Genomic DNA, 25,157 nt, shown 5'->3' with positions numbered 1-25,157 from the left:
ATAATTAAAAGGTATGAGCCTCCTATTAAGAAACTCATACCTCTAATTTTCTTATTTTTTAGCATCTCTTTCTCTTGCTTCCACCACTTTTGCTGTTCTACTATATGCTATCGTTAATAAATTTACTCCTAGATTATTTTGACCATACCCTTTACGTATTATTTCATAGTATTGCTGACTTGGAAGATTTACTTCTTTACGCAAATCTTCATTCATGACATAGACCATCACATCATCTATATATTCATCTTCAAAGGTATGTACTTGCATGTATTCTTTTCTATAAAAAACTGGATACCCCTCATATCTATCTAGAGCTTGCTCATCAGACTCTTGAACCTCCCACACAACTACCTTTGTTGCCCCATACCTATCTTCTACTTCTGTAGGTTCTATAGTAGCATATGCATTATTGGGTGCGCCTCGAAATATGAGTTTATATCCTTCAATAAAACCATACTTAATCACTTTTGCAGTTGGACATCTTCTTGCCATCTGTTCAAGATTCATATTTGAACCATAGGCTGCATACAGTCTTCTTTTTTTCATTATCATTTCCTCCATTTTAATTTAATTAAGATAATCTATCTCTCCATGCAATATTTCCTGTCAAATTTTTCAATAAATGTAATCTTGCTGTCTTAAATTCATCACCAATCATCCCAAGTTTTAAAAGCCATACCCTAAAAGCATACTTGTCATTTGCAGTAGTCGGAACTGTTACCTTCCTAGACGCACTTGTTGCATTAAGTGCACTTGCTGTAAGAAGTAAAGAGAATTGAATATAAGCTTTAATTTCACCTGCATGTAGTGTGCTATTAAAACATCTATACTCTATAGATTGTTGTCTGCCACTTAACAAAGGATGTAAATTTAAAATATGATAGCGTGATTCATTATATCTTCTTTGCCAGTCACTATCACACGTTTGTGAATACCATATCTCTGCCATATCAAAAAAGCTTACTGGTTTCTTTTGATGCAATTTATCAATAAATTTTTCATCTAGCTTTTTGCAATACCTACCTCTTATCTGCTTTACCCCAAGAGCCTTATAGATTAGATTTTGTTTGCTATATACTGTATTACAAAGAAATCTTAGGTGTTTTGCATCAAATGCATCTGCTGAAACATGAATGTGTATCCCACAGCTACTATTTACAAATCCCCCTACTCTACGAATAGTCCTAATAAGCTCTTGCAAAGTAGGTATATTCTCATACCCCAATATAGGTGATACAACTTCTACAGAGTAACTCCCATCAGCACTTACTCGTGTGTTACCTTGAATTTGCTGTGTAAGAATAGATGCATCACGCATGACTTTCCAAGTTCTATGTTGAGGGTCTTTTATCTCATACGTATCATAATTATCAAGTGTGCGGTTAACATTCTCTAAGCCTGTTCCAAAAAACTGAGCTATTGTTTTAGCAACCGTAAACCTTGTAGCTCCTGTACATTCAATTTCAATTCCGAACCTCAAGTCATGATAATCCATTTTTTCACTTCCCTTCTTTTACATTTGAGAAGTTTAAAAAATGGTCTTAGAATTTATCTGGTGTTGTGTATTCTTACTCTCTTCTTCAAGGTTGTCAACTCCAATTTCTCTGAGAGTTTATCAGTCTAGTTTATATGCTTTTTATAAGACACTATTCACAGGTTTATTTACATTATGAGTAAGCTATTTTTATGCCTTTCAAAAAAATTTGCTCTAAAATCCTTCTTTTTTTAGATGAATTTAGTGCTCTTACTTTATTAGACTTACTTTTTATCACGTTAGAAAATATAGGTGCCAGAAATATTGTGTTATCTCTTTTCATAACCACGCCAACCTAAGACAAAGCTTATTCTAACAAAACGCATTCTTAGCGACTAAAATTAGAATAAAACCCTTTTTAACCCCTAAAAAATATAAAAAAGTTAGGATAAAATAACTTGACAGATATTATCCTAACTTTTTATCCTGATTAATTTATTTATACCAATTCCAAAAGAAATAGTAGTATAACCTAGATATTATCCCCTTATATGTACAGATTCCTTAGCACTTGTTATAATAATTAGTCTTTGTTTATTATTTTATTGTGTTATCTTTTTTATGCATTGCATACTGTCTGTCGTTTAACTCTAGGATTTTATTTTTTATGAATATCTTCTTGTCTATTTAATATAAGGTGAAATTTATTTTAGGTTTTATCTCTATTAAGGGAGAATTTGCACATTAAAAATGTGCAATAGGTTAATAGTTACAAACTCATTCCTAGTGTCGAGATTAGGAAGTGTGAGATTCGCCTCACAATATGACCCCTCAACTTGTCTCCATATAGGTTGACATTGATTCATATCTGATATTTGTAACCAGCTACATATAGCATCACCATTGAGTGTTGTCACAAACTTAATATCTCCACCTGAACTATCTAAACAACTAATACGAATAACTCTGCGTTTAAGAACCCCAAGTAACGCTTTTTTATAACCCCTAAGGACATATGCAGGATATATCGCATTATTTTTACTATTACTATAAAAAATGCCTTTACCTAGATGATACCCATCAGCATCAGTTCGAATTGTTATCACTTTATGTTTAGACTCTGTCAGTTCAGATAGGGTCGTTTTGTAACGGTCATCGAAATAGCCTTTATTTAATTTAGCGATGTCCTTAGAATTAATAAAGGGTTTTAACCCCTCAATAATCGCTACCTGTTTCGTAACATAGTAGCTATCAAGGCCATTAACGCCCTCACTCTGTACATAACATACAGAACTATAAAGCAGATAACTCACTATCAGGTTATTCAGATGCAAGTTATAAAAGTCATGACTTAAAGGTAAACCAAAACTTTTTAATATCTCCTGTTGAACCTGAGCCATTTCAATATTCATAGGTGAGTTACTTAACCCTGCTATTTGACTCAATGGCCTAGAACAATGACACCCTGATGGTTTTAGAAAATCAATCAAAATCCCATTCTTATGAGCAATGTGATACAAGTTGAGATGAGCAGGAACGTCTAGACATTGTTCGATCGTTGTCTCCCGATTTAACCAACTGTATGCTCGTTTGACTTTTTCACTTATTGGAAACATCTATATCACTCCTAACTAATTATTTTTTACTTGAAATAATATAATTAAATGTCCATTTTACAATGCGTCATTTATATTTATAGTTCTACCCCCTATATAAATAGGAAAAGACAGCTATTACAGCTGTCTTAACTGGTTACTTATCTAATAACTCTATTTTTGAAATGTCCAATACATTGATTCGTACATAGGATGGTTTCATATTATAAATTAATTTAACCACACTAAATATAAAACATTAGACAGCTTTTAATAATTTATATCTCTAAAATTACCTTTTTATTTAAATAACTTTTTATTAATTTTCGTTTTAATGTATTTAGTGGATGACCCAAAGGAATTATATTTTGCATAGAAATCTACAGGAATTGTTTTATCAGCTTGTCCTAGTTTATTTTTTAGTAAGACGAGTTCCATATTCCATACATCTGATTTTTTTGCTTTTTCAAATGAAAACTCATTATTTTCTATATCCGCAAAGTGTATACCGATAATCATGTCACTTCCATACTCTATGCTACCACTTTCTTTTAGTGCTTGTATGCACATCTTTTTCTCGTAGTGCATACGACTAATACTAGAAATCAGTATAATTGGTAAGTCAGAACCAATAGCTAATTGTTTCAATTCTCTCATCGCAAAGTCTGCTTGTGCTTTTTCCATCAAACCTTGTCCCACACGAATGTTTTGTAAATAGTCTAATATTATAACTGGTTTAATTTGCACATCTGAGTAATGTTCTATTTCTTTTCTTAAATACTCTATGTGGTCGTCTACATAAGTAGTACTTTTATCATTAGATAAATCTGCACCTTTAGATTCCATTAGGATATCCTTTGTATCAATTAACCTTAAATTTTTTGTTATATATTTATATTCTTCAATGAGATGATAAAATTTATCATCCATTGGTACCCTTCCACAAATATAATTTCTTATATCCTGTACAGTATAAGCACCTTGTTTATCAAACAATTCAAAACTTACTAAACTTATTCCTTTTAAAAAGAGTTGTTCTATACTGTCGTCATTTGTATAAAAAATTACTTGTTCTCCTTTCTCACTTAAGTTTATTGCTATTTTTAAAGCCAACGTTGACTTCCCACATGTGGTTCTTGATGCAATAGTTGTAATTCCTCCTACTTTTATCCCCCCACCAAGTATTTCATCAAGCTCCGTAATACCTGTTGGAAGGTTTCTATCTTCTCTTCGTATATCTTCTAGAAAATCTTCTATTTTATGACCAACATTTAATAATTTCAGCTCATTTATTTTTTGCTTTGTTTGCTCACTACAATGAATTTCTTTATTCTCCTCTAGTTCTTCTAATCTGTTATTCATCTTTAATGCCTCCTTTTATGAGTTACCCCAAAAGTTATCTTTGGGGTAACTTTATTATTTTTTAATTATTTTCAGTTTTGCCCTTTAAAACGCCTGTAAATCCCGCTAATAAATTAGTTTGTGATTGATTTTCAAAATAATTATTAGCCTGAAAAACTAATACTTCTAATGCTTTCGTTGCCTTTTCCTTATCTGCAAGGTACACTTCACCGAAATCTTTGAACTTATCTAAGAATTCAGTTCCATCTAATATCCCTTGATTATAGTTATGTACATAAACTAACTTGTCTTTAATAGCTAACGTTTGTCCTAACATAACACCCATTTTCTTCCCTGCATCATCATTGTCAGCAAGTATAATAAACTTACTTGTACAATGAGGATTCTTTTCTAAATATCTAATCAAACATGACGCATTCTCAGCTCCATTAATAGAAATTGCTCCAAAACCACATTGCTCTACAAGTATTGCATCAATTCCAGATTCTACCACAAACACAGTTTCTTTTTGTTCTTTCAGCGCTTTAGTATTGAATACTTCAACATTAACCCCCTTTGGATTCCAGAACTTATACTGTCCTACTTTGATAGGTTTTCTAATCCAAAACTTACCTTCGCAATGCAAGCATATATACTTATTTGTCTTGTATTCCCAAACTCTGATATCATACTTTTGGATAGACTTTGCCATTAACCCTTTTGCTATCAAAAACTTAACAGCATCAGGGTCATGTATAGCATCTTTGTATATATTGCTCATCAGTTTATAAAATGCTTTAGGTTTATTCAACGCTTTGGAGTCATTCAATTTCTCACTCAGCAACTCAATAACACGGTCACGCAACTGGTAAAATCCGCAATTTTCCATACTCCATAAATCTTTTAGTATGTCAAATCCATCTTTACATTTTCCTTCACTACAAACAAAACAAAACATCTTCTTTGTATTCTTGTAATAGTGCATTGATGGATGCGTATCATTATGATATGCACATCTTAAATTTGAATTTAAGTCAATACCTGCTAATATCATTACTTCCTCAAACTTTTGAAGAAGTAATTGTTTAATGTCATTTCTCAAAAACTTTAAAGCTTCTGCATCTTTCTTTTGTATTAATTGTTTTTCTTGCATAAGCCAATATTCTATTTCTTCTCTTTTAATAGGTATATATCCTATTAACTGCCCTTTCTCTAATTTTTCCACTGCCTCTATTAATTTCAGAACCCAGTTTACTTCTTTATTCATTCGAATTTTCCTCCTTATTGTTCTATCTTTTCACAAGTAATGATTACATGCCTATCTAGAGTTTTAAGAGTTGGAATAGTTCTAGTAATTTCAAGTGATTCATAACGTAGGTAGCACTCTGTACAATTACTATATAAGTCGTATGCTCTTTCAAAAGCTCTTTTCAACTTACGATTTTTACTACTCACAGGCCTACTTTCTTCCCTAACAAACTCTCGAAGTTCAGGTATCCGACAGATGAGAACTTCACCTCTTATTCCTCTTTTAGGTGCATATGCTGTAATCCTCTTTCCTTTCTGAACCATTGTTGCCGTCAATACTGCCAACTCAACTGCAATTAAAATCGCCATTTGATTTTTATCAGAGAACATCTTTGGTAAGACTAGGGTCGTATGATAGTATTTTTGAGCTGACATATTTTCTTTAGCAATAAGCACATTCACTAGTCTGTGAAAATATGGTGTTTTAATACTTATCTTATTTTTTTCTACTTTTATAATTTCTAATAGTCTGTATACCCCCTTACCAGCTATGAAACCTAATACTGGCTCAAAACTCTTTAATTTAGCACCCATCTCATATGACTTTGCATCACTTGCAATACCCATATATTTACAAAGCCTTTGCAAATCTACTACAACTTCCTCTTGATTTTCAATATCCTCTCTACAGAACAAGAACAAGTACGAATATAAAACATACAGTAAAGTATTATGTTTTAAAGGTTTATTAATAACCCAATTTACACTTATCTTAAGTATGTCTTTATCTAGTAAACGAGTTCCTTCCTTATATAAGGCGTTATCTACCAGCTTGTACTTCTCACCTTCCTTTAAATTTAATAGAACTGCTTCACTATCTTCTGTTGATAATGTTGGACGTAGTGCATCTCTATAGTTCTTCTTTGAGATGACTACAAACTTTTCTTTATGCATTTTTATAGCCTCCTACTAATATTTAATCTTTGTAACTTATTAAGTTACACTCATATACTAAATATGCATACTCAAGTGCTTTTTTTATTTTTCCAAACAGTTTACCCTTAAGTTATACACAGCTTTTTTTTGTACATCCTGCCAAAATTGCCTAATATCCTATACTTTTTTTAGATATCCACAAATTTTAGCTTTACAAAAATTTTTTTAAATTTGTATTTTTTATTTTTAAATATCTAATCCACACCTCCTTAAACATCATTTCCTTAATACTTCAACTTCCCTACATATCAATATATTTTTCACTCCTTCTATTTTTAGAAAAAATATGTATAATCTTTAAATATTTTATTTTTATTTTACTTGAGACTTTTAAATTAGCACTATTTCTATCATGACAATTTATGCAAAAGTAACAATCTAATCCTATAAACATATATTTTTATATTAAAACTCTAGTATTTCGTTGAATTTACAAAGTTTACATCTTCTTTTATAGAGATTTATGTCGGACAGTTTTTTAATATATGTATAAAAAAAAATAGGTCTATTTTTAGAACCTATCTTTTTAAAAATTTTTATAAATACATAGTACTTGTTTTTTCTTTTTCAATTGCCCTTGTTCGTCTAACCTTGCATAATTAGACATATATTTAGTATTCAGCTTTTTACACTCAAACCCCAAATCTCGATATAATCTATCAATTGTTTCATCATAACTATGACAAACCATAAACTTCCCTTTAATGTCACAGAGTAACTCTATTAAATCAATATGGTCACCTAGTGTAAATGGATATAAGTAGTAACTATCTACCCCAAAGTATGGTGGGTCGACTAAAAATAATGCTTCTTCATTTTGACTATAGCGTTTTATGACTTTTCGAAAATCTTGATTAATAATTTCAACTCCCTCAAATCTTTTTGCAACCATCCAAAAACGTCTACATTCTTTATGATAAAGCTTCGCAAAACTTCGTCCATTATCCGAGTGTACTCTGAAACCCGTTCTTTGTCCCATATAACTTGCTCTACACAAAAAGAAAAATCTTGCTGCTTGCTCTATCTTGTCCACAGGTACTGGAGCATTTTTAAATTGATAGTATAATTCTTCAGAATAAGGGAGTGAATTGCATCGTTCAAACAGTCTCATGGGGTCATCTCGTAAGACCATAAAGAAATTAGTGATATCGCTATCAATATCATTATATATCTCTTTATCCACTCGCTCCTTTTTTAAGAGAATACTTGATGTATTGCCAAAAGGCTCAATATATGTAGTATGTTGAGGCATGAGTTCTATAATACGATGTGCTACCTTATTCTTAGCTCCTATTCCAGTAATCACAGAGCGAGTAGCATCTGCCTGGAAATTGCTATCAAGTGCCCTATTTAATAATTGGTCAAGTAGTTCCGTTGTTGAATCGACCCCATATAATCGTTTCACTTCTTCCAATTTACTTTTTGAAAGTCTTGCCGATATTTTCTCAGTTTGTTCTTTTATTTTCTTTGCCATCTCTTACCCTATCCCATTTTAAATCTTATTTCTTAGAATCTTAATTATATCAACCACTTAATACTCTTTGCAATCCCTTTACTGTCGGACACTTTTAAATACTACTCTACTCTTTTTTATCTGTTATTCTATACGATACCCTATCTACTTATAACCGTTCTTTCCCCTATACCTCAATACTTCCAGTCTTCTTATCACTCATGTAAACTTTATCCTCTATGTTCTTATCCTTAGTTCTTATTTATTGTTCTTGTAGTACTTCCTTCTATAGTAACCCTATCTCTATAAAATAGTATTCCCTATTATAATAGGAAAGGATTTTCCCTTTTTATAGGGAAAAAGAGATACCAACGAAGTTGGTATCTCCCCTATATAATCATAAATTATCATTGTATTTTCATAAACCCTTTATTTTCAAGCCCTTTAAGCACTTTTAAATTCCACTTTCTAATTATTTATACCACTTCCTATATGTATTTTATTTACCCAATTCAAAAGTAAACCTTAAGATATGTTTTTAAATTACAGGAATACTATACAAAATTCTAGTATTATCTATATCTACAATCCATACAACTTCACCGTTTATATAAATTGGTTGACAATCTGAAAGTTCGCCATCTGGTAATGTTTTAATAGCTTGCACAATTTTTCCATTACCATCAACGATAGCATATTTTACTTCACTTCCTATAGATATACCATCTTTTTGAATCTCTTCCCATAGTACCATATATTCATCATTATGTAGCTTAACTAAGTGAGGTGGATATGCCGTTTTATTTGTTTCTGCATAATTTGTGAGTTTGATGTGCTTAACTGCTTTTTTATTTAAATTATTTTTAGGAACAATTGCTAAGACAACATCTCTTGTATCTATTTGTGTACCTTCTAAGCCAAAAGATGTATAATTTGTAATCAAGTCATGATTAACTGTATTAAATGCTACCATATAATTATCTGTAGTAACTTCCAATCCACCTACTGAAACACCTGTTGCATTCGCACCTACTAAGCCTGGGATATCAAATAAATCTACCTTTTCATAAGTTTGTCCATCTCCCCTATGTAATACAATTGAACGAGGATATGCATCACCATGGTCAATTAAAATATGTTTATCACCATCAACACGTACAAATTGATTAAAAGAGTGACTCACATGGTTACTTTGAAAATCGGTTACTTTTTCTTTTAATGTCATTGTTTCTTTATCTATTACAAGTGTTAACTGAGATTGATGATTAAGTCCATCTCTAGATTTAAAACGTTCTCTTGAAGTATGAATGATAAGGTCATCTTCTGTTTCAGCCATGCGCAAGCTCCCTGCATCAAAAGGTACTGTTGTGCGTATGTCTTCACCTGTTAAAGAAAGTGTATCTACCTTGTTAAAGTTTTTATCATATTTTACAACACGTATTACTTCTTTCGTTAGTGATTCACTAACATTTGTATCACCACTCACAATATAATTTGCATCTATACCTTGATAAAATCCACCATATATACTCAACTCAAGTGGTAACGTCTTTGTGCTTTGTAATTTTCCTTCAGGTGTATAGTTATGAATTAAAACCCCATTTTCACCTTCTACAACAGCTTGTAAAAGACCTTCTTCTGTTTTTGCAAGACTATGAAAATTGGTATGTGCCCATCTGCTATTTGTGTTTTTATACACAACTGAAACATAAGGTAAATCTGTGCTAATTACTTGTCTTGTTTCATTTTCTGTTAAAATATCTAACTTGCCTTTTTCAGGTCTTGCAATAACTTCAAATCCTATTAGGTGTGCTAAATCTTCTAGTGCATAATATATTGTTCCATCCATAGTGTATGTCTTAAATGTATAGATGCTATTGCCTACTTTAAGCTTTGATGTATTAGGGGTCACGTGCATATTATCACCTGAAAAAGTGAACTCTTTGTGTTCTCCACTGTAAGGGTGTCCTATTTTTAATTCAGTAATTTTTTCTACTGGATTCCATATGACATCAAACGCATCAATTGTCCCCGAAAATTCTTGTGCTAACGAACGAACTGTTGTATACATTTTTCCATTTACTATGAAAGCATCCATCGTGACGTTACGCTCATTAATTTCTATTTCCGTGTCAAAGTAAAGCGGTCTTACTGTCTGCGCCATTAATGTTGTTGGTAGTATCAAACTTGATAAAAGCATTGTCATTAAATATTGTCTTTTCATAAAATTCTCCTTAATTTTATATTGCTATATACATATTGACTATTTTTACATCTCATTCTCTTTCAGCTTTTTCTCCAAGATTATGTAGCCAGAACCCTAAACCCAAGATGAGTAAAAGAAGTCTTATACAAACTAACTGACTATGTTAGCTGGTTTAATAATACTAGATTCATCACTAGGATATTTAACACCTTATCAGTACATGAAAAATCACCTTAAATAAATTGTCCAATTAAATGTTAACAATCCATCTTGCACATTAATATACATAACACCTTGTACACTTTCCCCTATCCAGCTTCTTTAAATATTAGAAATGCATCTCTTAGTAGAGATGCATTTCTAATAACCACATTCAATCCTAATTTAATTAGCCTATCTATTTCTATTTTTCTAACATATTTCTCATTGCTTATTTGATAGGATCTCGCCATTCATTAACCTTATGTATACTTAGTTTTTAGGAGTTACCTTTATTTTAGACAACTTGATATCACTCTGACTATATGCTCTATTATAAAGGTCTACAAAACAATTGTAATCATCTATGATACTATCTATTGAAAAATTTCCAGATAAAGTTCCCATTTGATGCTCTGAGCTGAATCTGACTGCTCTATCTAAATTTCTGTCTATTTCACGTGCATACTTATTAAGCCATACCCCCATTCTTCCGTTCTCTTTCTTTATTTGACGTATTTTACCATCTGTACCTCTATTTTCTTTTATATGTACCATTACCCTTCCAGTTCCTCTTTTTCCTTTATATTCTCCTGTAGTATTCTCTACTTGAGGTAGCTGGTTAGTTGTACCATACTTCTCTGTAATGAGATAACATGCTAAACTGTTCATTCCCTCTCCAGTCTCTAAGTACTTCCTATCTGCTATATGTGTTGACATACCCGCTTGTGTACATCTACAATCAAGCAACTCATTCTTCATTAATTTATCTACTTGTTCTTTTATTGCTTTGTCTTCTGTAGGTGTCATAATAACCATATTTTCATTTTTTATCTCATGATAAGTACCATTAGAAAGATTCATGACAAATTGAGTCTCTAACCCCAATGCTCCACAAAAGTCTTTCATATGTACAAAATATGACCCTTGTACTTTTACTGGTATATTACTTAATCTTTTATAACTAGGTAAGCTACTTATAGCTATTCCTTCTATAAGTTCATTTTTATCATATGCATAACCTATTTTATTCTTTAAATCAAACTCTATGACAATTGGATTTACATCTGATTTGACAGATTCAAATCTCAATATATCATTTTGAAAGTAAGTATAATACCCCAATAAACTTGCTAGATTTCTTGCATGAAAATATTCACCCATACCACCTAATATATCCGAGGTTTTAATATAAGGTACTGTACTAACAACATCTTCAATTGCTACTCTTGTCCCATATATCTGTGGTTCATCTATATTTTTTGCCATCAAACTATTACTACATAACATCATAGTAAGTAAAACTATCCCTAATCTTTTCATCTTTTCTCCCTCTTATCTTGATTAATCACCTGTGCATAATTCTATAATTTATATATTATAAAACTATGAGCCTCCTATTCTATTTATATTTTTTCTGAAGTGCTTCTAATTGTTTGTTTGACAGAATACCACCATCTTTATGATACTCTACAAGATTCCATCCTAACTTGCCATTTTGAGAAACTTGTTTAACGACTGCATAGCCTGTTCCTTTTACTTCCCCATATTGCTTTTGTTCACTAGTCCAATTGCTATAAGGTTTCGTCCAATCATCCTTCCAACTCTCTAAACGTGTTAAATCAACTTCATATAAGTCAAATGTTATACAATAAGTCGTGTTATTTAATTGATACATATTCTTGATATTTGTTCCATATCTTGATGGATTCATTCCTTCTATAATAGGAAAGTAATACTTATCTTTTGCTTTATAATAATGAAAAAAATCCTTTCCCTGTGTTCTAGTAATATCTGGTTTTACCCCAAATAGACTATATACATATGTATCTACAGTACTCATAGGAAATCCATCATAATACCATTCATTAATCATTGTACTCTTTATCTTCTCTCCATTTGCTAAATTTACAAATCCATGCCATTGATTGATTTGTCCTACTTTAATTAACTCATGGTCATTATACTTTGCAATATTAAAGTCTATAAGTGCGTAAGGAAAGTTTGATAAAAATCTTCCTATTTGTTCTTTTTCTTCTTTAGATTTAGTAGAGTAAACATCTTTAATAGAAGCATTCGCCTTATTTGCCTTATTATCTAGTTCCTTATAGAACTTCATAAATTGCTCATTGCCATTTGAAGTATCAATACTAAATGCAGGTGAACCTGCTTCACCATAACAAATGAGTGTTCCTGCTGTGTACTTCTTCATTAGATTATTATAAGTATTTTCAGTGATTGTTTTAGTTTTACCACCTTGTATCTGAGTGAATGATTTGCGTTCCTTTAAAGAATCATCAACTGTTGATTCCCATAAACCTTTTACTTCTTCAATCTTTACTAATTTTCCATTTTTTACTGTGTAGATTGCTATATCGTCTATACTTACATTATCATAAGGAGACTTTCCATGACCATGAGATAATTGTGTTCTATGTACCAAGTAATCTTTGCCTTCTATTTTAGTCATATAGATGTCTCGACTATCCCTACGTTTTCCTATATTATTATATGCTGATGAGATAGGATAAGCCTTGCCTGACTTATACCCCCATATGGATTCTACATATCCACCTATACTGTTTTCATCATTTTGTGAACGTATCATATAGAGTTCTGGAATGCCATCTCCTTCAAAATCTTGAAGATTTGCATAGACTAAACCATTCCCTCTTACCTCTCCTAAATCTTTATAGATACCATGTGTCTTAATAACATCTGTTAAAACATTATAATATCCCTTAGCTAGAGCTGTATCTACTGTATTTGCATATAATAGATTACTCATGCCACTTACTCCTATAATTAATGCTCCTACACCTATAGATTTAACCACATTTAATAATTTGTTATTCACTAGAACCACCTCTTGATATAATGCTAAACCTTTTTCTTTCACTTCATTATCAGCCATTACCTGCTGTCATCACATGACTTCCAAATGCCACCAAAAAGGTTAGTGCCAATCCTAAAAAACAAAGTGCACTATGTACTCCAAATAGACGTAATATTTCCCATACAAGATAACCATATAGCCCTGATACTGTTACCATCATAATTGTTCCTATAAGTGGTAAGCTCCATGCTATTAATATTCCAAGAAATGCTATGACCCCTACCCACAAGGAATTATTAATTCCTCCTATAATACAACTTGCTACCACTGTCTCCCAAAACATTACTGCACCAAATCGCTTACTCACTTCATATGCGTGTAATCCATCTCTAATTTGACTCCACATCATGAATCCTCCTTTAATTCTTTACATCTATCACAATTGACTATTATGAGCTGAATAGCCTACTTATCTACTTAATCTTTTTAACTTTCAACTTAATAAGTCCATCCTCATACTTATTAAAATCTATTAAGGTACTTTTCGTTTCTTTTCCATCTATAACCATTACAAAATTCTCATCTTCTAAGGTAACCTCTAATTGAGAGTTACTCTCCTTTAGGTAAGGAATATAAGTATCTATGCTTGAATAACCTGTTTCCTTTCCTGTTACTAAATCTTTTACATAAAAATAAATTCCATCTTTGTATTGTCCATTTAATTCAAAGGCAATACCTATGCTATTAGGATTTTTTGCAAATATATTTATTTGAGGTATGTACTCTATTTCACTTGCTCCGTAAAGTATGGGTTCATATGTGTCTTCACTTATTCCTTGCGTCACTTTAATTTCAACATAATCATCTTTCTTTAATTCCAACTCCTCAATCGAGTTAAAATAGATTCCTTCTACATCCTCGTCATAATTTCTTAAATAAAGTCTGAATACATCGCCTTCTTTATATTTAGGTACATTAAACTTTAAGATACTGCCACCCCATTCTGTTACATTATCCTTACTGGTAGTTAGCGTCCCAAATGAATTCCCCTTACTATCAGTAAGTTCAAATGTTGCACTTACCATATCAAAATTTGCTCTTGTCGTTCCATTAACTTGCACATGGAAAATTGAATCATATTGCTTAGCATTTTGTAGATTTTCTACCTTTACCCTTTCAGAAGGTCTAATAAGTCTGCTTACAATTGCACTTGTTTCTGCTCTTGTGATTTTATTATTAGGTTTAATAGTGTTATCTTGGTATCCACTGATTACCCCTGCATTAACCATTCTGTACATTTCATTCCCATACTTACTACTCCTGTTCATATCTTTAATATTTTCTACTGAATTAATAGGTTCTAACATAGTCTCTGGGATTGCACCATCTAAGATGTAAATAAGTTCTGCTCTTGTAGCAGGTCTATTCATACTCTCATTTGTAAAATCACCTTGTTTAATAAGATTATTTTCAATTGCATATTGTTCTACCCCTGAATACCACTTATCACCACTATACTTATTTAATACATCTTGTGAACCTGTATGATAAATTGCATGTACTCGTGATGCTATTGCTATACTTTGTGCTACTGTAATGGAACCATTAGGGTTAAACTTATCTTCGGATTCTCCTGACATTAGTCCTAACTCATAAACGGATTGAACACTGCTAGAGAACCAGTCTTTTAAAGCTACATCGCTAAATGTATTATTTTTATATTCACTTACTGTAGTGAAATGATTAGATATAACATTAGTTTCCTTTGCATATGTAGAAGATGCTCCAACTAGAACTACTGAAACTGCTAATGCCCCTGACATAAGTACTTGTTTTATTTTTGTTTTACACATTTTCATTCCCTCTCAATCTGTATCATAATTTTTTACTTTACATTTAAATTTTAATATTCACAAGCGTCATGTGATTCATATTAGTTCTACTACTCGTTTTCTATTTTATAGTAATATATTTTCTTTTTCAATAGTTCAAGGTAATTATATTTCTCTTTTCATCTATGTGTACTTACTACTCTGTACAATTATAGAAGAGGTGATATATATGACATTCGGCGAAAGATTACGCTCTCTTCGTGAGGAAAATGATGTTACTCAAGCTGATATTGCAACCCTTCTTAATATTAGTGCTCGTATGGTAAGTTTCTATGAAAATGATAAGCACTTTCTTCGTGATGCTGACTCTCTTATTAAACTCGCTAAATACTTTAATGTAACCACTGACTACTTACTTGGTCTATCTAATACAAAAGACCCTTATAAAAACTCTCAAATCATCACTACTTATAATTCTCTTCCTACTGCTGGACAAGCTTCTATGGATGAATTTTTGTCTTTTCTCGCATCTAAATATAAATGTAAATAATGTATTATATAGATAAGAGCTACTCACTCTCTTGTTGAAAGTTAGTAGCTCTTTATTTGTGCTTTTTTATTATATAAAGCAATATATTTTCTTTTTTATCTCTAATTGGTTTAATAATTTTTAATAAAATACATATGTGTTTTATTAACCTATTCAAATAACTATCACTCTAATTCTATTTGATATATAATGAATAATAATATTCTATTAATTAGAGGTGATTATGAACTTTAAAATTTATGCTATAGGGGATAAACTTGATAAATTTTATCTCGAAGCAATAAAAGAGTATACCAAACGACTTAGTCGATATTGTAAGACCTCTTTTATTTACTTAAAATCTCCCGAACAGCTCAACAAGAAACTTACTAATAAATCTTATATTATTTTTATTACTCCTCAAGGTCTTCATTTAAACTCTGAAGAATTTGCTCAAAAACTAAATGCTTGGGGAGTCTCTGGTACTTCTGATGTTTCTATCATTATAGGCTGTGATAACTTAGACTCAGATGAGCAAATTGCCATTAGTTCCATGAATATGGATTTAGGTCTCACTACTACTGTTACTTTCGAACAGATTTATCGTGCCTACCGTATTCTAAATAATCAGCCCTATCATAAATAATAAGAGCTTGACTCTCTACAGAGAGTCAAGCTCTTATTTATCCACTAATACATTATCAACTTTTCCCCTATCAAGATACAATATAAACTGTATACGCTTTGATGTATCCTCTAAAATAGTTTTAGTGTATGGTATCTTATGGTTCACCATTAATAATTCTATAACCTCTATAAATCTGCTCTAATAGCATTACTCTAAAGAGCTGGTGAGGGAAGGTCATCTTAGAGAAAGATAAGCTTCCGTTTGCTCTTTTTAATACCTTATCAGCTAATCCTAATGATCCACCGATCACAAATACAAGGTGGCTGTTACCTTGTATTCCGCAGTTTGAAATCATTTGGGCGAAGGCTTCTGAGGTAACCATTTTTCCGCCTAAGTCTAAAGTGATTACATAAGCAGTGTCTTTAATTTGAGCAAGGATTTTATCCCCCTCTTTATCTTTAATTTGAAGTTCTTCTTTTTCTGAAGCATTATCAGGTGTTTTTTCATCAGCTAACTCAATAATATTAAGCTTGCAGTATCTGCTTAGGCGTTTGCTGTATTCCTCTATAGCTTGCACTAAGTATTTTTCTTTTAGTTTTCCTACGCATACAATATCTATCTTCATGTCATTCTCCTTATGAGTCCATTTAGTAGCCTTATTATATCATGTCTTTAGCTTGCTATCATGGGTGTTTTCTTATAAGGGTAAACCTTTTTGTTTTTAACCATATAGATGCCATCATACTGCTCCTCATGTTCTCTAAAGAGAACATGACTTATGTGAATGACGGTCACATCCTCCAATTCTAAGAGACTTTGTTCTATTTCACGTGCCTTGTCGTAATCTAAAGCAGAAAAAGCTTCATCTAATAAAATCAAATCTGCATGTTCTAAAAGCCCCCTTGCTATAGCAATACGACTTTTCTCTCCTCCTGATACATTCTTACCATCCTCATAAATCATATAATCTAGGCCTCCCTCATGAGTCTTTACAAACTCTTTAAGCCCAGCCTTTGTCAGCGCTGCCCATATTTCCTCCTCGCTATAATCTTTATAAAGGGTCAGGTTGTTTCTTAGTGTATCTTCAAACAAAAATACTTTCTGCTCCACATTTGTAATCTTCCTAAAGTAAGCCTCTTTCTTAATCCCCTTAAGAGGCTTATGATCAATCCAAATGGTCCCTTTTATAGGGTTGAAATATTTTCTTAATAGCTTTAGCAAAGTAGATTTGCCTCCACCACTTGGCCCAATAATAAGATACTTGCCGCCTTTCTTAAAGGTTACATCTACCTCATCTAAAATCGCTTCTTGACCTTCATAGGCAAAAGTTACCCGCTCAAAGTAGATGGCTTCTTTTAAACTTGCTTCCTCCTCATGTTCTTCATACTCTACAGTATTTTTTAGTGTCTCTTCAATCTTTTCTATAATCCCTTTAGTACTAAGTAAGCCCGGCATGGCTTCACTAATCATATTAATAGGCCACAGAATACGGTACATTCCTTCTACGGCAAGTAGCACACTTCCTACTGTACCACGCCCTGTTAGTGCAAAATAACCTGCTATCCCTATAACAATCAAGACCATCAAGTCCGAAGAAAGATTTTGAGCGCCATATACATAGGTAAGCATCCTATCAATAAGATACCCCTTATGCTGCAACGTCTCACTTTGTTTTCTAAAATTATCTTTGATGCGGCTGTATAGATTGTTATTTTTAATAATATGAAAAGCAGATAGTACTTCTTTAATATAGCCTGTATAAGTTTCAAACAGATCACTTCTAAGTTTAGTCTGCTTATTAATAGGTTTATTGGATAATACAGTAATGGTTGTATTAACTGTCACCAAGCCTAATCCTATAAGTGCAAACCAAGGATTAACTGTCCAAATCATCCATAATCCTGCTACAAAAACTGTTCCAAAATCAATAATCATATAAAGTGAATCAATAAGTTTCATCTCTATTGTATTAAAATCATTCGTTAAAGTAGATAAATACTTAGCATTGTTCTGTGCATGAAATTCATTGATATTCTTACCATATATACCTTCTAAATAATAATATTTCATACTTTCGTTGGCTTTTTTCTTAAATAAGTTTTTTGAAAGTGTCGCTGCAATAGCAAGTGGCACTAGCATTAATGCATAGCTTAATAATTCTAAACTATAGGTCTTAAACATATGCATCTGTTTACTCAAAGCCAAATCCAATAAATTCATAAGCCTAATCATCATATAGCCTTCTAGCATACCTAATGTCCCTGTAAGTATTACAGTTATAAGTAAGTAAGGCCATGTTTTCATTAATTTTTTTAGCATACACCCACCCCCTCAAAATAGGTTTTCGCTTCATGAACTTTAACATGCCCACCTTGAAGCTCTAATACATAATCATACCTTTCACTCACACCTTCATAATATCTATGGCTAATGGCAATAACAGTTTGAGGAAGTGATAAAAATACCTTTTCAATTTCCCTTCCAAGCTTCTCATTCAGGCTTGCCGTACCTTCATCTACAAATAAAAGTTCTGCTTCCTTGGCAATGGCACGTGCAATAGCAATTCGCTGCCTTTGCCCTCCTGATAAGTTTTTACCATTTTCTAAAATAGCTGTCTGAAGCCCTGCTTCTTTTTCTCCAATAAAATCTTCTAAACCAGCTCCTGTAATAGCCTTTTCCATAATCTCGTCATTTAATGGCTTGTAAAGACTAATATTATTCTCTATAGTATCTTCAAATAAGAAGATATCCTGGTCGATAACGGCAACTTTATCATTGAAATCCTTACTGCTAATGCTCTTATAATCTACCCCATCTACCTGTATAGTCCCCTCATAGTCATCATAGATCATCTCTAACATCTTTAGTAAAGTAGACTTACCACTCCCACTTGCTCCTTTAATCAAGTACTTCTTGCCTTTCTCTATTTTTAGAGAAATATTTTTTAGAAGTGGCTGATCCTGTTCATAACCAAAGCTTACATTTCTCAGCATCATATGTTGATTAAAACAAAATGGCTGCTGCCCTTCTACCTCTATCTGCTCTTCAATCTGTGTAAGCTTATCATAAATCTTGCTTGAAGAACGGATTACATTTAAAAGCGGAAAGGTATCCATAGTTCTAAAGACTACTTGATTACTAAGTTGGAATAAAAAGACTGCACTCCCAAGGGCCATGCCTTCTGCAATACATAAACCTAAATGCCATACTACTCCTACCATAACAAGGTAGCTTGCAAAAAGTAGTACATTTTGCTGAACTTCTGAAAAGTTATTAAAAACAAATTTCCTATGTTCTACACGAGAAACTTCCTGCTTATTTTTATCTAGGAATTTATCTTCAATATTACCTAGTTTAATGATTTCAAGACCATTAAAAGTATTACTCATATTTAAAGTAAACTTTTCGTTTTCTGTAGAGACTTCTTCTTGAAGCTGCTCTGTACGCTTTAAGAAAAGCTTGCAAATAAAGTAAACTATTAGTGAAACAGCAAAAATCCATAATGCTAACATTCTATCCATAACAAGTAAAATGACTAATCCGAAAACATATAAACCAAGTCCTGAAATAAAATTTAAAAGGCTTCTAAAAAACTTTTCTTCAATTAAATTAATATCATTTGTTAAACGTGATACATAGTTCTCTTTTGAAATCTTACCAAACTGTCTCGGTGACATTTTAAGTATAGTCTTAAAAGCCTCCATACGAATATCTAAAAGCACATTACGCATATATCCAATACGTAAGAAACGTGATGTAAAGTACAAAGCACTCATAGTTCCTAGAATCAGAATGCCCAGTACAATACGATTAATAAATAATGTAAGACTCCCCTTCTCTAAGGCATCAAAAATCATAGAGGATAAACTCATATAGAGTAAATCACTTACAATAAATAAACAACTTGCTAAAATATAGACCATAAAAGCCCATTTTCTCTTTAATAATAACGCTTTCATAATTCCCTCCTTACGACCTAATTGGAGTTCCTCTGCAAATAGCGTTTTGGCGCGCACAAAAAAAGCCATAGGTAGTCCTTCCCTATAGCTTTAAATCATTTAACCGCATAGGAAAGCACGAATATGAGCTTATTCTACTATCTGCATGAAAAACACACCCCTTGAGGCTGTCTATATAGACTTCCCCTAGGCTTCCAATTATCTTATCTTGTTTGAAATGTGTTTTTTCACTAGCAATACTTTCAAAGTATTATTTAGCAGTATAGTATTCTACTCATGTTCGTACTTTCCTCCTATTTTTTATTTGATAGAATTGTATCACAATTTTACATTCTTGTAAACTATTAGATTTATACTCATTTTTAATAGCCTCTAACTTTTTTTATTTTTAACCTATTTTTAACGTAATACACCTCTACATTTTACATACTTCTTTTACAATGTATCTATCATCAGGTATGGGAGCTACTCTGATGAATTTCTTCAACTTATATCCTCTCTAGATTATATGTGAGAAAAACTACCAGTAAACGTGATCACCTTTACTGGTAGTTCTTTTTTATGCGCTTCTTCATTTAGATAAAAAAAGAGCTATTGCCCTTGCAATAGCTCTTTTTTTATCTAAATTAGTTTTCAGTTTCTTCTTGTTTTGCAGCTTCAGAAATAATAAGCGCTAACTCATCTAATTGTTTCTGATCTACAACGTTTGGTGCTTCTGTCATGAGGCAGCTTGCATCTTTTACTTTAGGGAATGCAATAACGTCACGGATATTATCACGTTTTGCCATAAGCATTACAAGTCTATCAAGACCGAATGCTAAACCGCCATGTGGTGGTACACCATATTTGAATGCATTGAGTAAGAATCCAAAACGTTCGTAAGCTTCTTCTTGTGTAAAGCCAAGAAGGTTGAACATTTTTTCTTGAACATCTTGTTGATAAATACGGATACTACCACCACCAAGTTCATAACCGTTAAGGCAAAGGTCATAAGCTTTTGCACGTACTTTACCTGGCTGTGTTTCCATAAGAGCAATATCTTCATCCATTGGCATTGTGAATGGGTGGTGCATTGCAACGTATCTGCCAGCTTCTTCATCATACTCAAGAAGTGGAAACTCTGTAACCCATACAAATCTGAATTCATCTTTATTAACAAGCTCAAGACGTTTTGCAACTTCTTGACGAAGTGCTCCAAGTGCTGCGTAAACAACAGATGGTTTATCTGCTACAACTAAGATAAGATCGTTGTCTGTTACGTCCATACGCTCTTTGATTGCAGCAATTGTTTCTTCATTTAAGAACTTCGTGAATGAAGATTTTTCTTCACCATCTGGTCTAACTTGAAGCCAAGCTACACCTTTAGCACCAAAGTCTTGACCTACTTTTACTAAGCTATCGATTTGTTTACGACCGATATCTCCCATACCTTTTGCATTGATTGCACGTACTGATCCACCATTTGCTAAAGCATTTTCAAATACAGCAAAACCACTACCTGCTACAACATCTGAAAGATCAGTAAGTTCTACACCATAACGCATATCTGGTTTATCACTACCAAAGCGGTCCATAGCTTCCTGATAGGTTAATCTTTGAATAGGAAGCTGAACATCTACATCAAGAACTTCTTTAAATACTGTTTGGATAAGTTTTTCGTTAATACCGATTACATCATCTACATCTACGAAGCTAAGCTCCATATCGATTTGAGTGAACTCTGGCTGACGGTCAGCACGAAGGTCCTCATCACGGAAACATTTTACGATTTGGAAGTAACAGTCATAGCCTGATACCATAAGAAGCTGTTTGAAAATCTGTGGTGATTGTGGAAGCGCATAGAAGTTACCTGGATGTACACGAGATGGTACAAGGTAGTCACGCGCACCTTCTGGAGTAGATTTTGTAAGCATTGGTGTTTCGATTTCAAGGAAGTTATTTGCTTCTAAGAAACGTCTTACAGCACCTGTTGTTTTGCTACGAAGCATAATAGTGTTTTGCATATCTGGACGACGAAGGTCAAGGTAACGGTATTTTAAACGTAACTCTTCTCTTACATCGCTGTTTTCTACGATTTCAAAAGGTGTTGTTTCTGCTTCTGATAAAATACGAAGTTCTTTTACTTCGATTTCAATATCACCTGTTTTCATTGTTTTATTAGCATCTTCACCACGTGAACGAACAGTACCTACTGCTGCAATAACATATTCACTTCTAAGTGTTTCTGCTTTTTCAAATAAAGCTTTATCTGTTTCTTCGCCAAAAGCTAATTGAAGAAGGCCACTTCTATCTCTTAATGTGATGAAAAGTAATTGACCTAAGTTTCTTCTTCTTTGTACCCAACCTGTTACTGTAACAGTTTCCCCTACATTTGCAGCGCTAAGTTCTGTACAGTAATGTGTTCTTTTTAAACCTTGCATTGATTCTGACATTGTATATCCCTCCTGTAGATTATTTATTTAATTCTTGTTTCATAACAGTTACAAGCTCGTCAAAAGCTACTTCTTTTTCTTCACCTGTCTGCATGTTTTTAAGATTAATCACTTTGTTTTCGAGCTCACTCTCACCAATAATTGCTGAGTATTTAGCCCCAATTTTATTGGCATATTTCATTTGTGCTTTAACACTTCTTTGAAGATGATCACTTTCTGCACTAACGCCTTCTTTTCTTAACTCATTTACAAGTTTATAAGCCCATACAGTAGCGCCTTCACCTCTGTAACCTAAAAATAAATCTCTTGTTGCTGGTGGAAGTGTGTTACCATTTTCTGCTTCTTTGGCAAGAATAAGACGCTCCATACCTGCACCAAACCCAACAGCTGGAGTTGGTTTGCCACCAATTTCTTCTACTAAGCAGTTGTATCTACCACCACCACATACAGTACCTTGTGCACCAATTTCATTTGATACAAATTCGAATACTGTTTTTGTATAGTAGTCAAGTCCACGTACAATCTTAGGATCTACTACAAATGGAATTTCCATAGCGGTTAAAAGTTCTTGTACTTTTTCAAAGTGAGCTTTACACTCATCCCCTAATGTATCAAGTACAGTTGGCGCATCTTTAAACATTTCTTGGCATGCTTCATTTTTACAGTCAAGTACACGAAGTGGATTTTTCTCACGACGTTCATTACAAAGTGGGCAAAGACCATCTTTTTTACTTTCAAGAAAAGCCTTAAGTGTTTCATTATATTTTTTACGACACTCTGTATCCCCTAATGAGTTAATATGAAGTTCTACTTTATTTAGGCCGATACGTCTTAAAAGTTCATAGCCAATACTGATAATTTCAGCATCTGCTGTAGGTGAATCTGTACCAAACATTTCTACACCAAATTGGTGGAACTGTCTTTGTCTCCCTGCTTGTGGTCTTTCATATCTGAAGGTTGGAGACATATAGTAAAGCTTAATAGGCTGTACGTCTGCTCCCATATTGTGTTCAAGGTAACTACGTACTACTGGCGCTGTACTTTCTGGTTTAAGGGTAATAGCATTATCCCCTTTATCCACAAAAGAGTACATTTCTTTTTGAACAATATCTGTAGTCTCTCCTACACCTCTTTGAAATAAATTTGTAAACTCAAAGATTGGTGTACGAATTTGGCTAAATCCAAAGTCATTACATAAGTTTCTAATGGTCTCTTCCATATCGAGCCATTTTCTCATTTCTTCACCAAAGATATCTTTGGTACCTTTTAATGCACGAATCTCCATAAGCATCTCCTTTTCTAAAATTGTACACATTTTTTATTTTATTTCTTTAAATTATACACAATTACTCAAATATTACACACAAGTATGTGAATTGTCTATACGATTAGCAATAAAAAACGCCCCTAGCATAATGCCAGGGACGATATGTCGCGTTGCCACCCTGATTCAAAGTTTAAAACCTAAACTTTGCACCTTAAGAGCCTATAACGTAGCCACCCGTTGTATCCTACTTAGGGTTCAGATACACACTCCGAGATGTCTTCAGATCTAGTGAAGGCTTTCAGCCAAGGCCTTCTCTCTGCGGGGATAGATCGTACTCCTTCTCATCTTCGCTTTATTTTATCAATTATTTGTTATTTTATAGCTGCTTTTGTATTTTGTCAAGGATGCATTTTGGAATAAATTCAAGTCTATTGCAATTTAATTAACCTATGCTATAATACCTCTATCGCTCGTACTTTACAAAAACATTAATTTTTTACAGAAAGAGGGATTTTATGATTCGACGTGCTATGTTAACTGACCTTGAAAGTTTATTAATGATAAAAGACCTTGTTATTACAGATATGGCTAAGTACAATATCTTTCAGTGGGATCATTCATATCCTACTGCTGTGCATTTCGAGCAAGATATAGAGAACGGGACTTTATATGTAATTGAAGAAAATAATATGATTTGTGGCTTTGCTTGCATCGATCAAAAGCAGGCTCCTGAATATAAAAACTTAGATTGGCATAGTTCAGAGGATGCTTATGTAATCCATCGCCTTGCCATTCACCCTGAATGTGGTGGACGTGGCTATGCTTCTCAAATACTTAACTTCGCAGAAGAACTTGCATTAAAAGAAGGTGTCCGTGACCTTCGCATTGATACTTTCTACCAAAACCACCGTGCACAGGCTTTATTTAGAAAAGCTGGCTTCGAATATATTGGAGATGTAATCTTCCCAAGAAAAAATGAACCATTCTGTTGCTTCCATAAAACAATTTAATGATAAATAAGGGGTAGCACTGACAGCCTATTGATATGCTCCCCTTAAGGTAGACAGTTTAAATAATAAAACTGTTATCTTAAGGAGGAGCATTTTTCATGGGAAGAAAATCAAAAATTTCATATGAAATAAAAATAGATGTTGTTAAAA

20 protein-coding genes and 1 other annotated feature are annotated in these 25,157 nt (G+C 32.8%); of the genes, 3 read left to right on the top strand and 17 right to left on the bottom strand.

What is annotated here, in order from left to right; genetic code table 11:
- Positions 1 to 51: 51 nt before the first annotated feature.
- The 12 genes from H8718_RS16150 to H8718_RS16095 form a co-directional block, all read right to left on the bottom strand.
- Complete coding sequence (locus H8718_RS16150) at positions 52 to 549, bottom strand: gamma-glutamylcyclotransferase family protein (RefSeq protein WP_249333760.1); 498 nt, start codon at positions 547 to 549, stop codon at positions 52 to 54.
- Between the two features lie 25 nt (positions 550 to 574).
- Entirely contained in the window at positions 575 to 1,498 is a 924-nt protein-coding gene (locus H8718_RS16145; protein ID WP_249333759.1) for an amidoligase family protein, read from the bottom strand.
- A 704-nt stretch (positions 1,499 to 2,202) separates the two neighbouring features.
- Positions 2,203 to 3,093: a hypothetical protein gene (locus H8718_RS16140; RefSeq protein ID WP_249333758.1), complete on the bottom strand. Its 891-nt coding sequence runs from the start codon at positions 3,091 to 3,093 to the stop codon at positions 2,203 to 2,205.
- A 279-nt stretch (positions 3,094 to 3,372) separates the two neighbouring features.
- The gene (locus tag H8718_RS16135; protein ID WP_249333756.1) at positions 3,373 to 4,434 is read right to left on the bottom strand and encodes a DnaB-like helicase C-terminal domain-containing protein; all 1,062 of its coding nucleotides are present in this window, start codon (positions 4,432 to 4,434) and stop codon (positions 3,373 to 3,375) included.
- 61 nt (positions 4,435 to 4,495) lie between these two features.
- Positions 4,496 to 5,680, bottom strand: coding sequence for a toprim domain-containing protein (locus H8718_RS16130; RefSeq protein WP_249333754.1), 1,185 nt, complete (start codon positions 5,678 to 5,680; stop codon positions 4,496 to 4,498).
- A gap of 14 nt (positions 5,681 to 5,694) precedes the next feature.
- Entirely contained in the window at positions 5,695 to 6,615 is a 921-nt protein-coding gene (locus H8718_RS16125; protein WP_249333752.1) for a hypothetical protein, read from the bottom strand.
- A gap of 568 nt (positions 6,616 to 7,183) precedes the next feature.
- Positions 7,184 to 8,131 (bottom strand): DNA adenine methylase, encoded by a 948-nt coding sequence (locus H8718_RS16120; protein WP_249333750.1) that lies wholly within the window; start codon positions 8,129 to 8,131, stop codon positions 7,184 to 7,186.
- 517 nt (positions 8,132 to 8,648) lie between these two features.
- On the bottom strand, positions 8,649 to 10,334 hold the full coding sequence (locus H8718_RS16115; protein ID WP_249333749.1) for a hypothetical protein: 1,686 nt from the start codon (positions 10,332 to 10,334) through the stop codon (positions 8,649 to 8,651).
- A 453-nt stretch (positions 10,335 to 10,787) separates the two neighbouring features.
- On the bottom strand, positions 10,788 to 11,837 hold the full coding sequence (locus H8718_RS16110; protein WP_249333747.1) for a hypothetical protein: 1,050 nt from the start codon (positions 11,835 to 11,837) through the stop codon (positions 10,788 to 10,790).
- A 79-nt stretch (positions 11,838 to 11,916) separates the two neighbouring features.
- Positions 11,917 to 13,371, bottom strand: coding sequence for a hypothetical protein (locus H8718_RS16105; RefSeq protein WP_249333745.1), 1,455 nt, complete (start codon positions 13,369 to 13,371; stop codon positions 11,917 to 11,919).
- Between the two features lie 49 nt (positions 13,372 to 13,420).
- Complete coding sequence (locus H8718_RS16100) at positions 13,421 to 13,756, bottom strand: hypothetical protein (RefSeq protein WP_249333744.1); 336 nt, start codon at positions 13,754 to 13,756, stop codon at positions 13,421 to 13,423.
- 67 nt (positions 13,757 to 13,823) lie between these two features.
- The gene (locus H8718_RS16095) at positions 13,824 to 15,203 is read right to left on the bottom strand and encodes an S-layer homology domain-containing protein (RefSeq protein ID WP_249333742.1); all 1,380 of its coding nucleotides are present in this window, start codon (positions 15,201 to 15,203) and stop codon (positions 13,824 to 13,826) included.
- A gap of 208 nt (positions 15,204 to 15,411) precedes the next feature.
- On the opposite strand from H8718_RS16095, the gene H8718_RS16090 reads away from it, so the two are divergent.
- Both H8718_RS16090 and H8718_RS16085 read left to right on the top strand, forming a co-directional pair.
- Positions 15,412 to 15,732 carry a helix-turn-helix domain-containing protein gene (locus H8718_RS16090; protein WP_249333740.1) on the top strand — a complete coding sequence of 107 codons (321 nt, stop codon included), beginning with the start codon at positions 15,412 to 15,414 and terminating at the stop codon, positions 15,730 to 15,732.
- 223 nt (positions 15,733 to 15,955) lie between these two features.
- Positions 15,956 to 16,357, top strand: a complete 402-nt coding sequence (locus H8718_RS16085) for a 23S rRNA (pseudouridine(1915)-N(3))-methyltransferase RlmH (RefSeq protein ID WP_249333738.1) — start codon at positions 15,956 to 15,958, stop codon at positions 16,355 to 16,357.
- Between the two features lie 136 nt (positions 16,358 to 16,493).
- Here the strand turns inward: H8718_RS16085 and rlmH are convergent, their stop codons facing one another.
- The 5 genes from rlmH to hisS form a co-directional block, all read right to left on the bottom strand.
- On the bottom strand, positions 16,494 to 16,964 hold the full coding sequence (gene rlmH / locus H8718_RS16080; protein WP_249333736.1) for a 23S rRNA (pseudouridine(1915)-N(3))-methyltransferase RlmH: 471 nt from the start codon (positions 16,962 to 16,964) through the stop codon (positions 16,494 to 16,496).
- Between the two features lie 47 nt (positions 16,965 to 17,011).
- Positions 17,012 to 18,658 carry an ABC transporter ATP-binding protein gene (locus H8718_RS16075; RefSeq protein WP_249333734.1) on the bottom strand — a complete coding sequence of 549 codons (1,647 nt, stop codon included), beginning with the start codon at positions 18,656 to 18,658 and terminating at the stop codon, positions 17,012 to 17,014.
- Positions 18,652 to 20,298: an ABC transporter ATP-binding protein gene (locus H8718_RS16070; protein WP_249333732.1), complete on the bottom strand. Its 1,647-nt coding sequence runs from the start codon at positions 20,296 to 20,298 to the stop codon at positions 18,652 to 18,654. The genes H8718_RS16075 and H8718_RS16070 overlap by 7 nt, the downstream gene beginning before the upstream one ends.
- Positions 20,299 to 20,924: 626 nt before the next feature.
- A complete protein-coding gene (gene aspS / locus H8718_RS16065; protein WP_249333730.1) occupies positions 20,925 to 22,730 on the bottom strand; it encodes an aspartate--tRNA ligase in 1,806 nt (601 codons plus the stop codon).
- A 19-nt stretch (positions 22,731 to 22,749) separates the two neighbouring features.
- Positions 22,750 to 24,015: a histidine--tRNA ligase gene (gene hisS, locus H8718_RS16060; protein ID WP_249333728.1), complete on the bottom strand. Its 1,266-nt coding sequence runs from the start codon at positions 24,013 to 24,015 to the stop codon at positions 22,750 to 22,752.
- 132 nt (positions 24,016 to 24,147) lie between these two features.
- Positions 24,148 to 24,354: a binding site (T-box leader), on the bottom strand.
- Positions 24,355 to 24,512: 158 nt separating this feature from the next.
- Between hisS and H8718_RS16055 the strand changes: the two genes are divergently transcribed.
- Positions 24,513 to 25,007, top strand: coding sequence for a GNAT family N-acetyltransferase (locus tag H8718_RS16055; RefSeq protein WP_249333726.1), 495 nt, complete (start codon positions 24,513 to 24,515; stop codon positions 25,005 to 25,007).
- Positions 25,008 to 25,157: the final 150 nt, after the last annotated feature.

Origin of the sequence: Zhenhengia yiwuensis (assembly GCF_014384995.1) — a bacterium.
GTDB lineage: Bacteria > Bacillota > Clostridia > Lachnospirales > Cellulosilyticaceae > Zhenhengia > Zhenhengia yiwuensis.
The sequence above is the reverse complement of the archived record's forward strand: the minus strand, read 5'-3'. Positions and strand labels throughout refer to the sequence as shown.

Bases quoted from the DNA above. Each gene is read 5' to 3' on its own strand.
- aspS (WP_249333730.1), bottom strand. From the start codon at position 22,730: ATGTCAGAATCAATGCAAGGTTTAAAAAGAACACATTACTGTACAGAA.
- H8718_RS16110 (WP_249333747.1), bottom strand. From the start codon at position 11,837: ATGAAAAGATTAGGGATAGTTTTACTTACTATGATGTTATGTAGTAAT.
- H8718_RS16055 (WP_249333726.1), top strand. From the start codon at position 24,513: ATGATTCGACGTGCTATGTTAACTGACCTTGAAAGTTTATTAATGATA.
- H8718_RS16145 (WP_249333759.1), bottom strand. From the start codon at position 1,498: ATGGATTATCATGACTTGAGGTTCGGAATTGAAATTGAATGTACAGGA.
- H8718_RS16095 (WP_249333742.1), bottom strand. From the start codon at position 15,203: ATGTGTAAAACAAAAATAAAACAAGTACTTATGTCAGGGGCATTAGCA.
- H8718_RS16085 (WP_249333738.1), top strand. From the start codon at position 15,956: ATGAACTTTAAAATTTATGCTATAGGGGATAAACTTGATAAATTTTAT.
- H8718_RS16150 (WP_249333760.1), bottom strand. From the start codon at position 549: ATGAAAAAAAGAAGACTGTATGCAGCCTATGGTTCAAATATGAATCTT.
- hisS (WP_249333728.1), bottom strand. From the start codon at position 24,015: ATGGAGATTCGTGCATTAAAAGGTACCAAAGATATCTTTGGTGAAGAA.
- H8718_RS16140 (WP_249333758.1), bottom strand. From the start codon at position 3,093: ATGTTTCCAATAAGTGAAAAAGTCAAACGAGCATACAGTTGGTTAAAT.
- H8718_RS16090 (WP_249333740.1), top strand. From the start codon at position 15,412: ATGACATTCGGCGAAAGATTACGCTCTCTTCGTGAGGAAAATGATGTT.
- H8718_RS16075 (WP_249333734.1), bottom strand. From the start codon at position 18,658: ATGCTAAAAAAATTAATGAAAACATGGCCTTACTTACTTATAACTGTA.
- rlmH (WP_249333736.1), bottom strand. From the start codon at position 16,964: ATGAAGATAGATATTGTATGCGTAGGAAAACTAAAAGAAAAATACTTA.
- H8718_RS16115 (WP_249333749.1), bottom strand. From the start codon at position 10,334: ATGAAAAGACAATATTTAATGACAATGCTTTTATCAAGTTTGATACTA.
- H8718_RS16120 (WP_249333750.1), bottom strand. From the start codon at position 8,131: ATGGCAAAGAAAATAAAAGAACAAACTGAGAAAATATCGGCAAGACTT.
- H8718_RS16125 (WP_249333752.1), bottom strand. From the start codon at position 6,615: ATGCATAAAGAAAAGTTTGTAGTCATCTCAAAGAAGAACTATAGAGAT.
- H8718_RS16100 (WP_249333744.1), bottom strand. From the start codon at position 13,756: ATGTGGAGTCAAATTAGAGATGGATTACACGCATATGAAGTGAGTAAG.
- H8718_RS16130 (WP_249333754.1), bottom strand. From the start codon at position 5,680: ATGAATAAAGAAGTAAACTGGGTTCTGAAATTAATAGAGGCAGTGGAA.
- H8718_RS16135 (WP_249333756.1), bottom strand. From the start codon at position 4,434: ATGAATAACAGATTAGAAGAACTAGAGGAGAATAAAGAAATTCATTGT.
- H8718_RS16070 (WP_249333732.1), bottom strand. From the start codon at position 20,298: ATGAAAGCGTTATTATTAAAGAGAAAATGGGCTTTTATGGTCTATATT.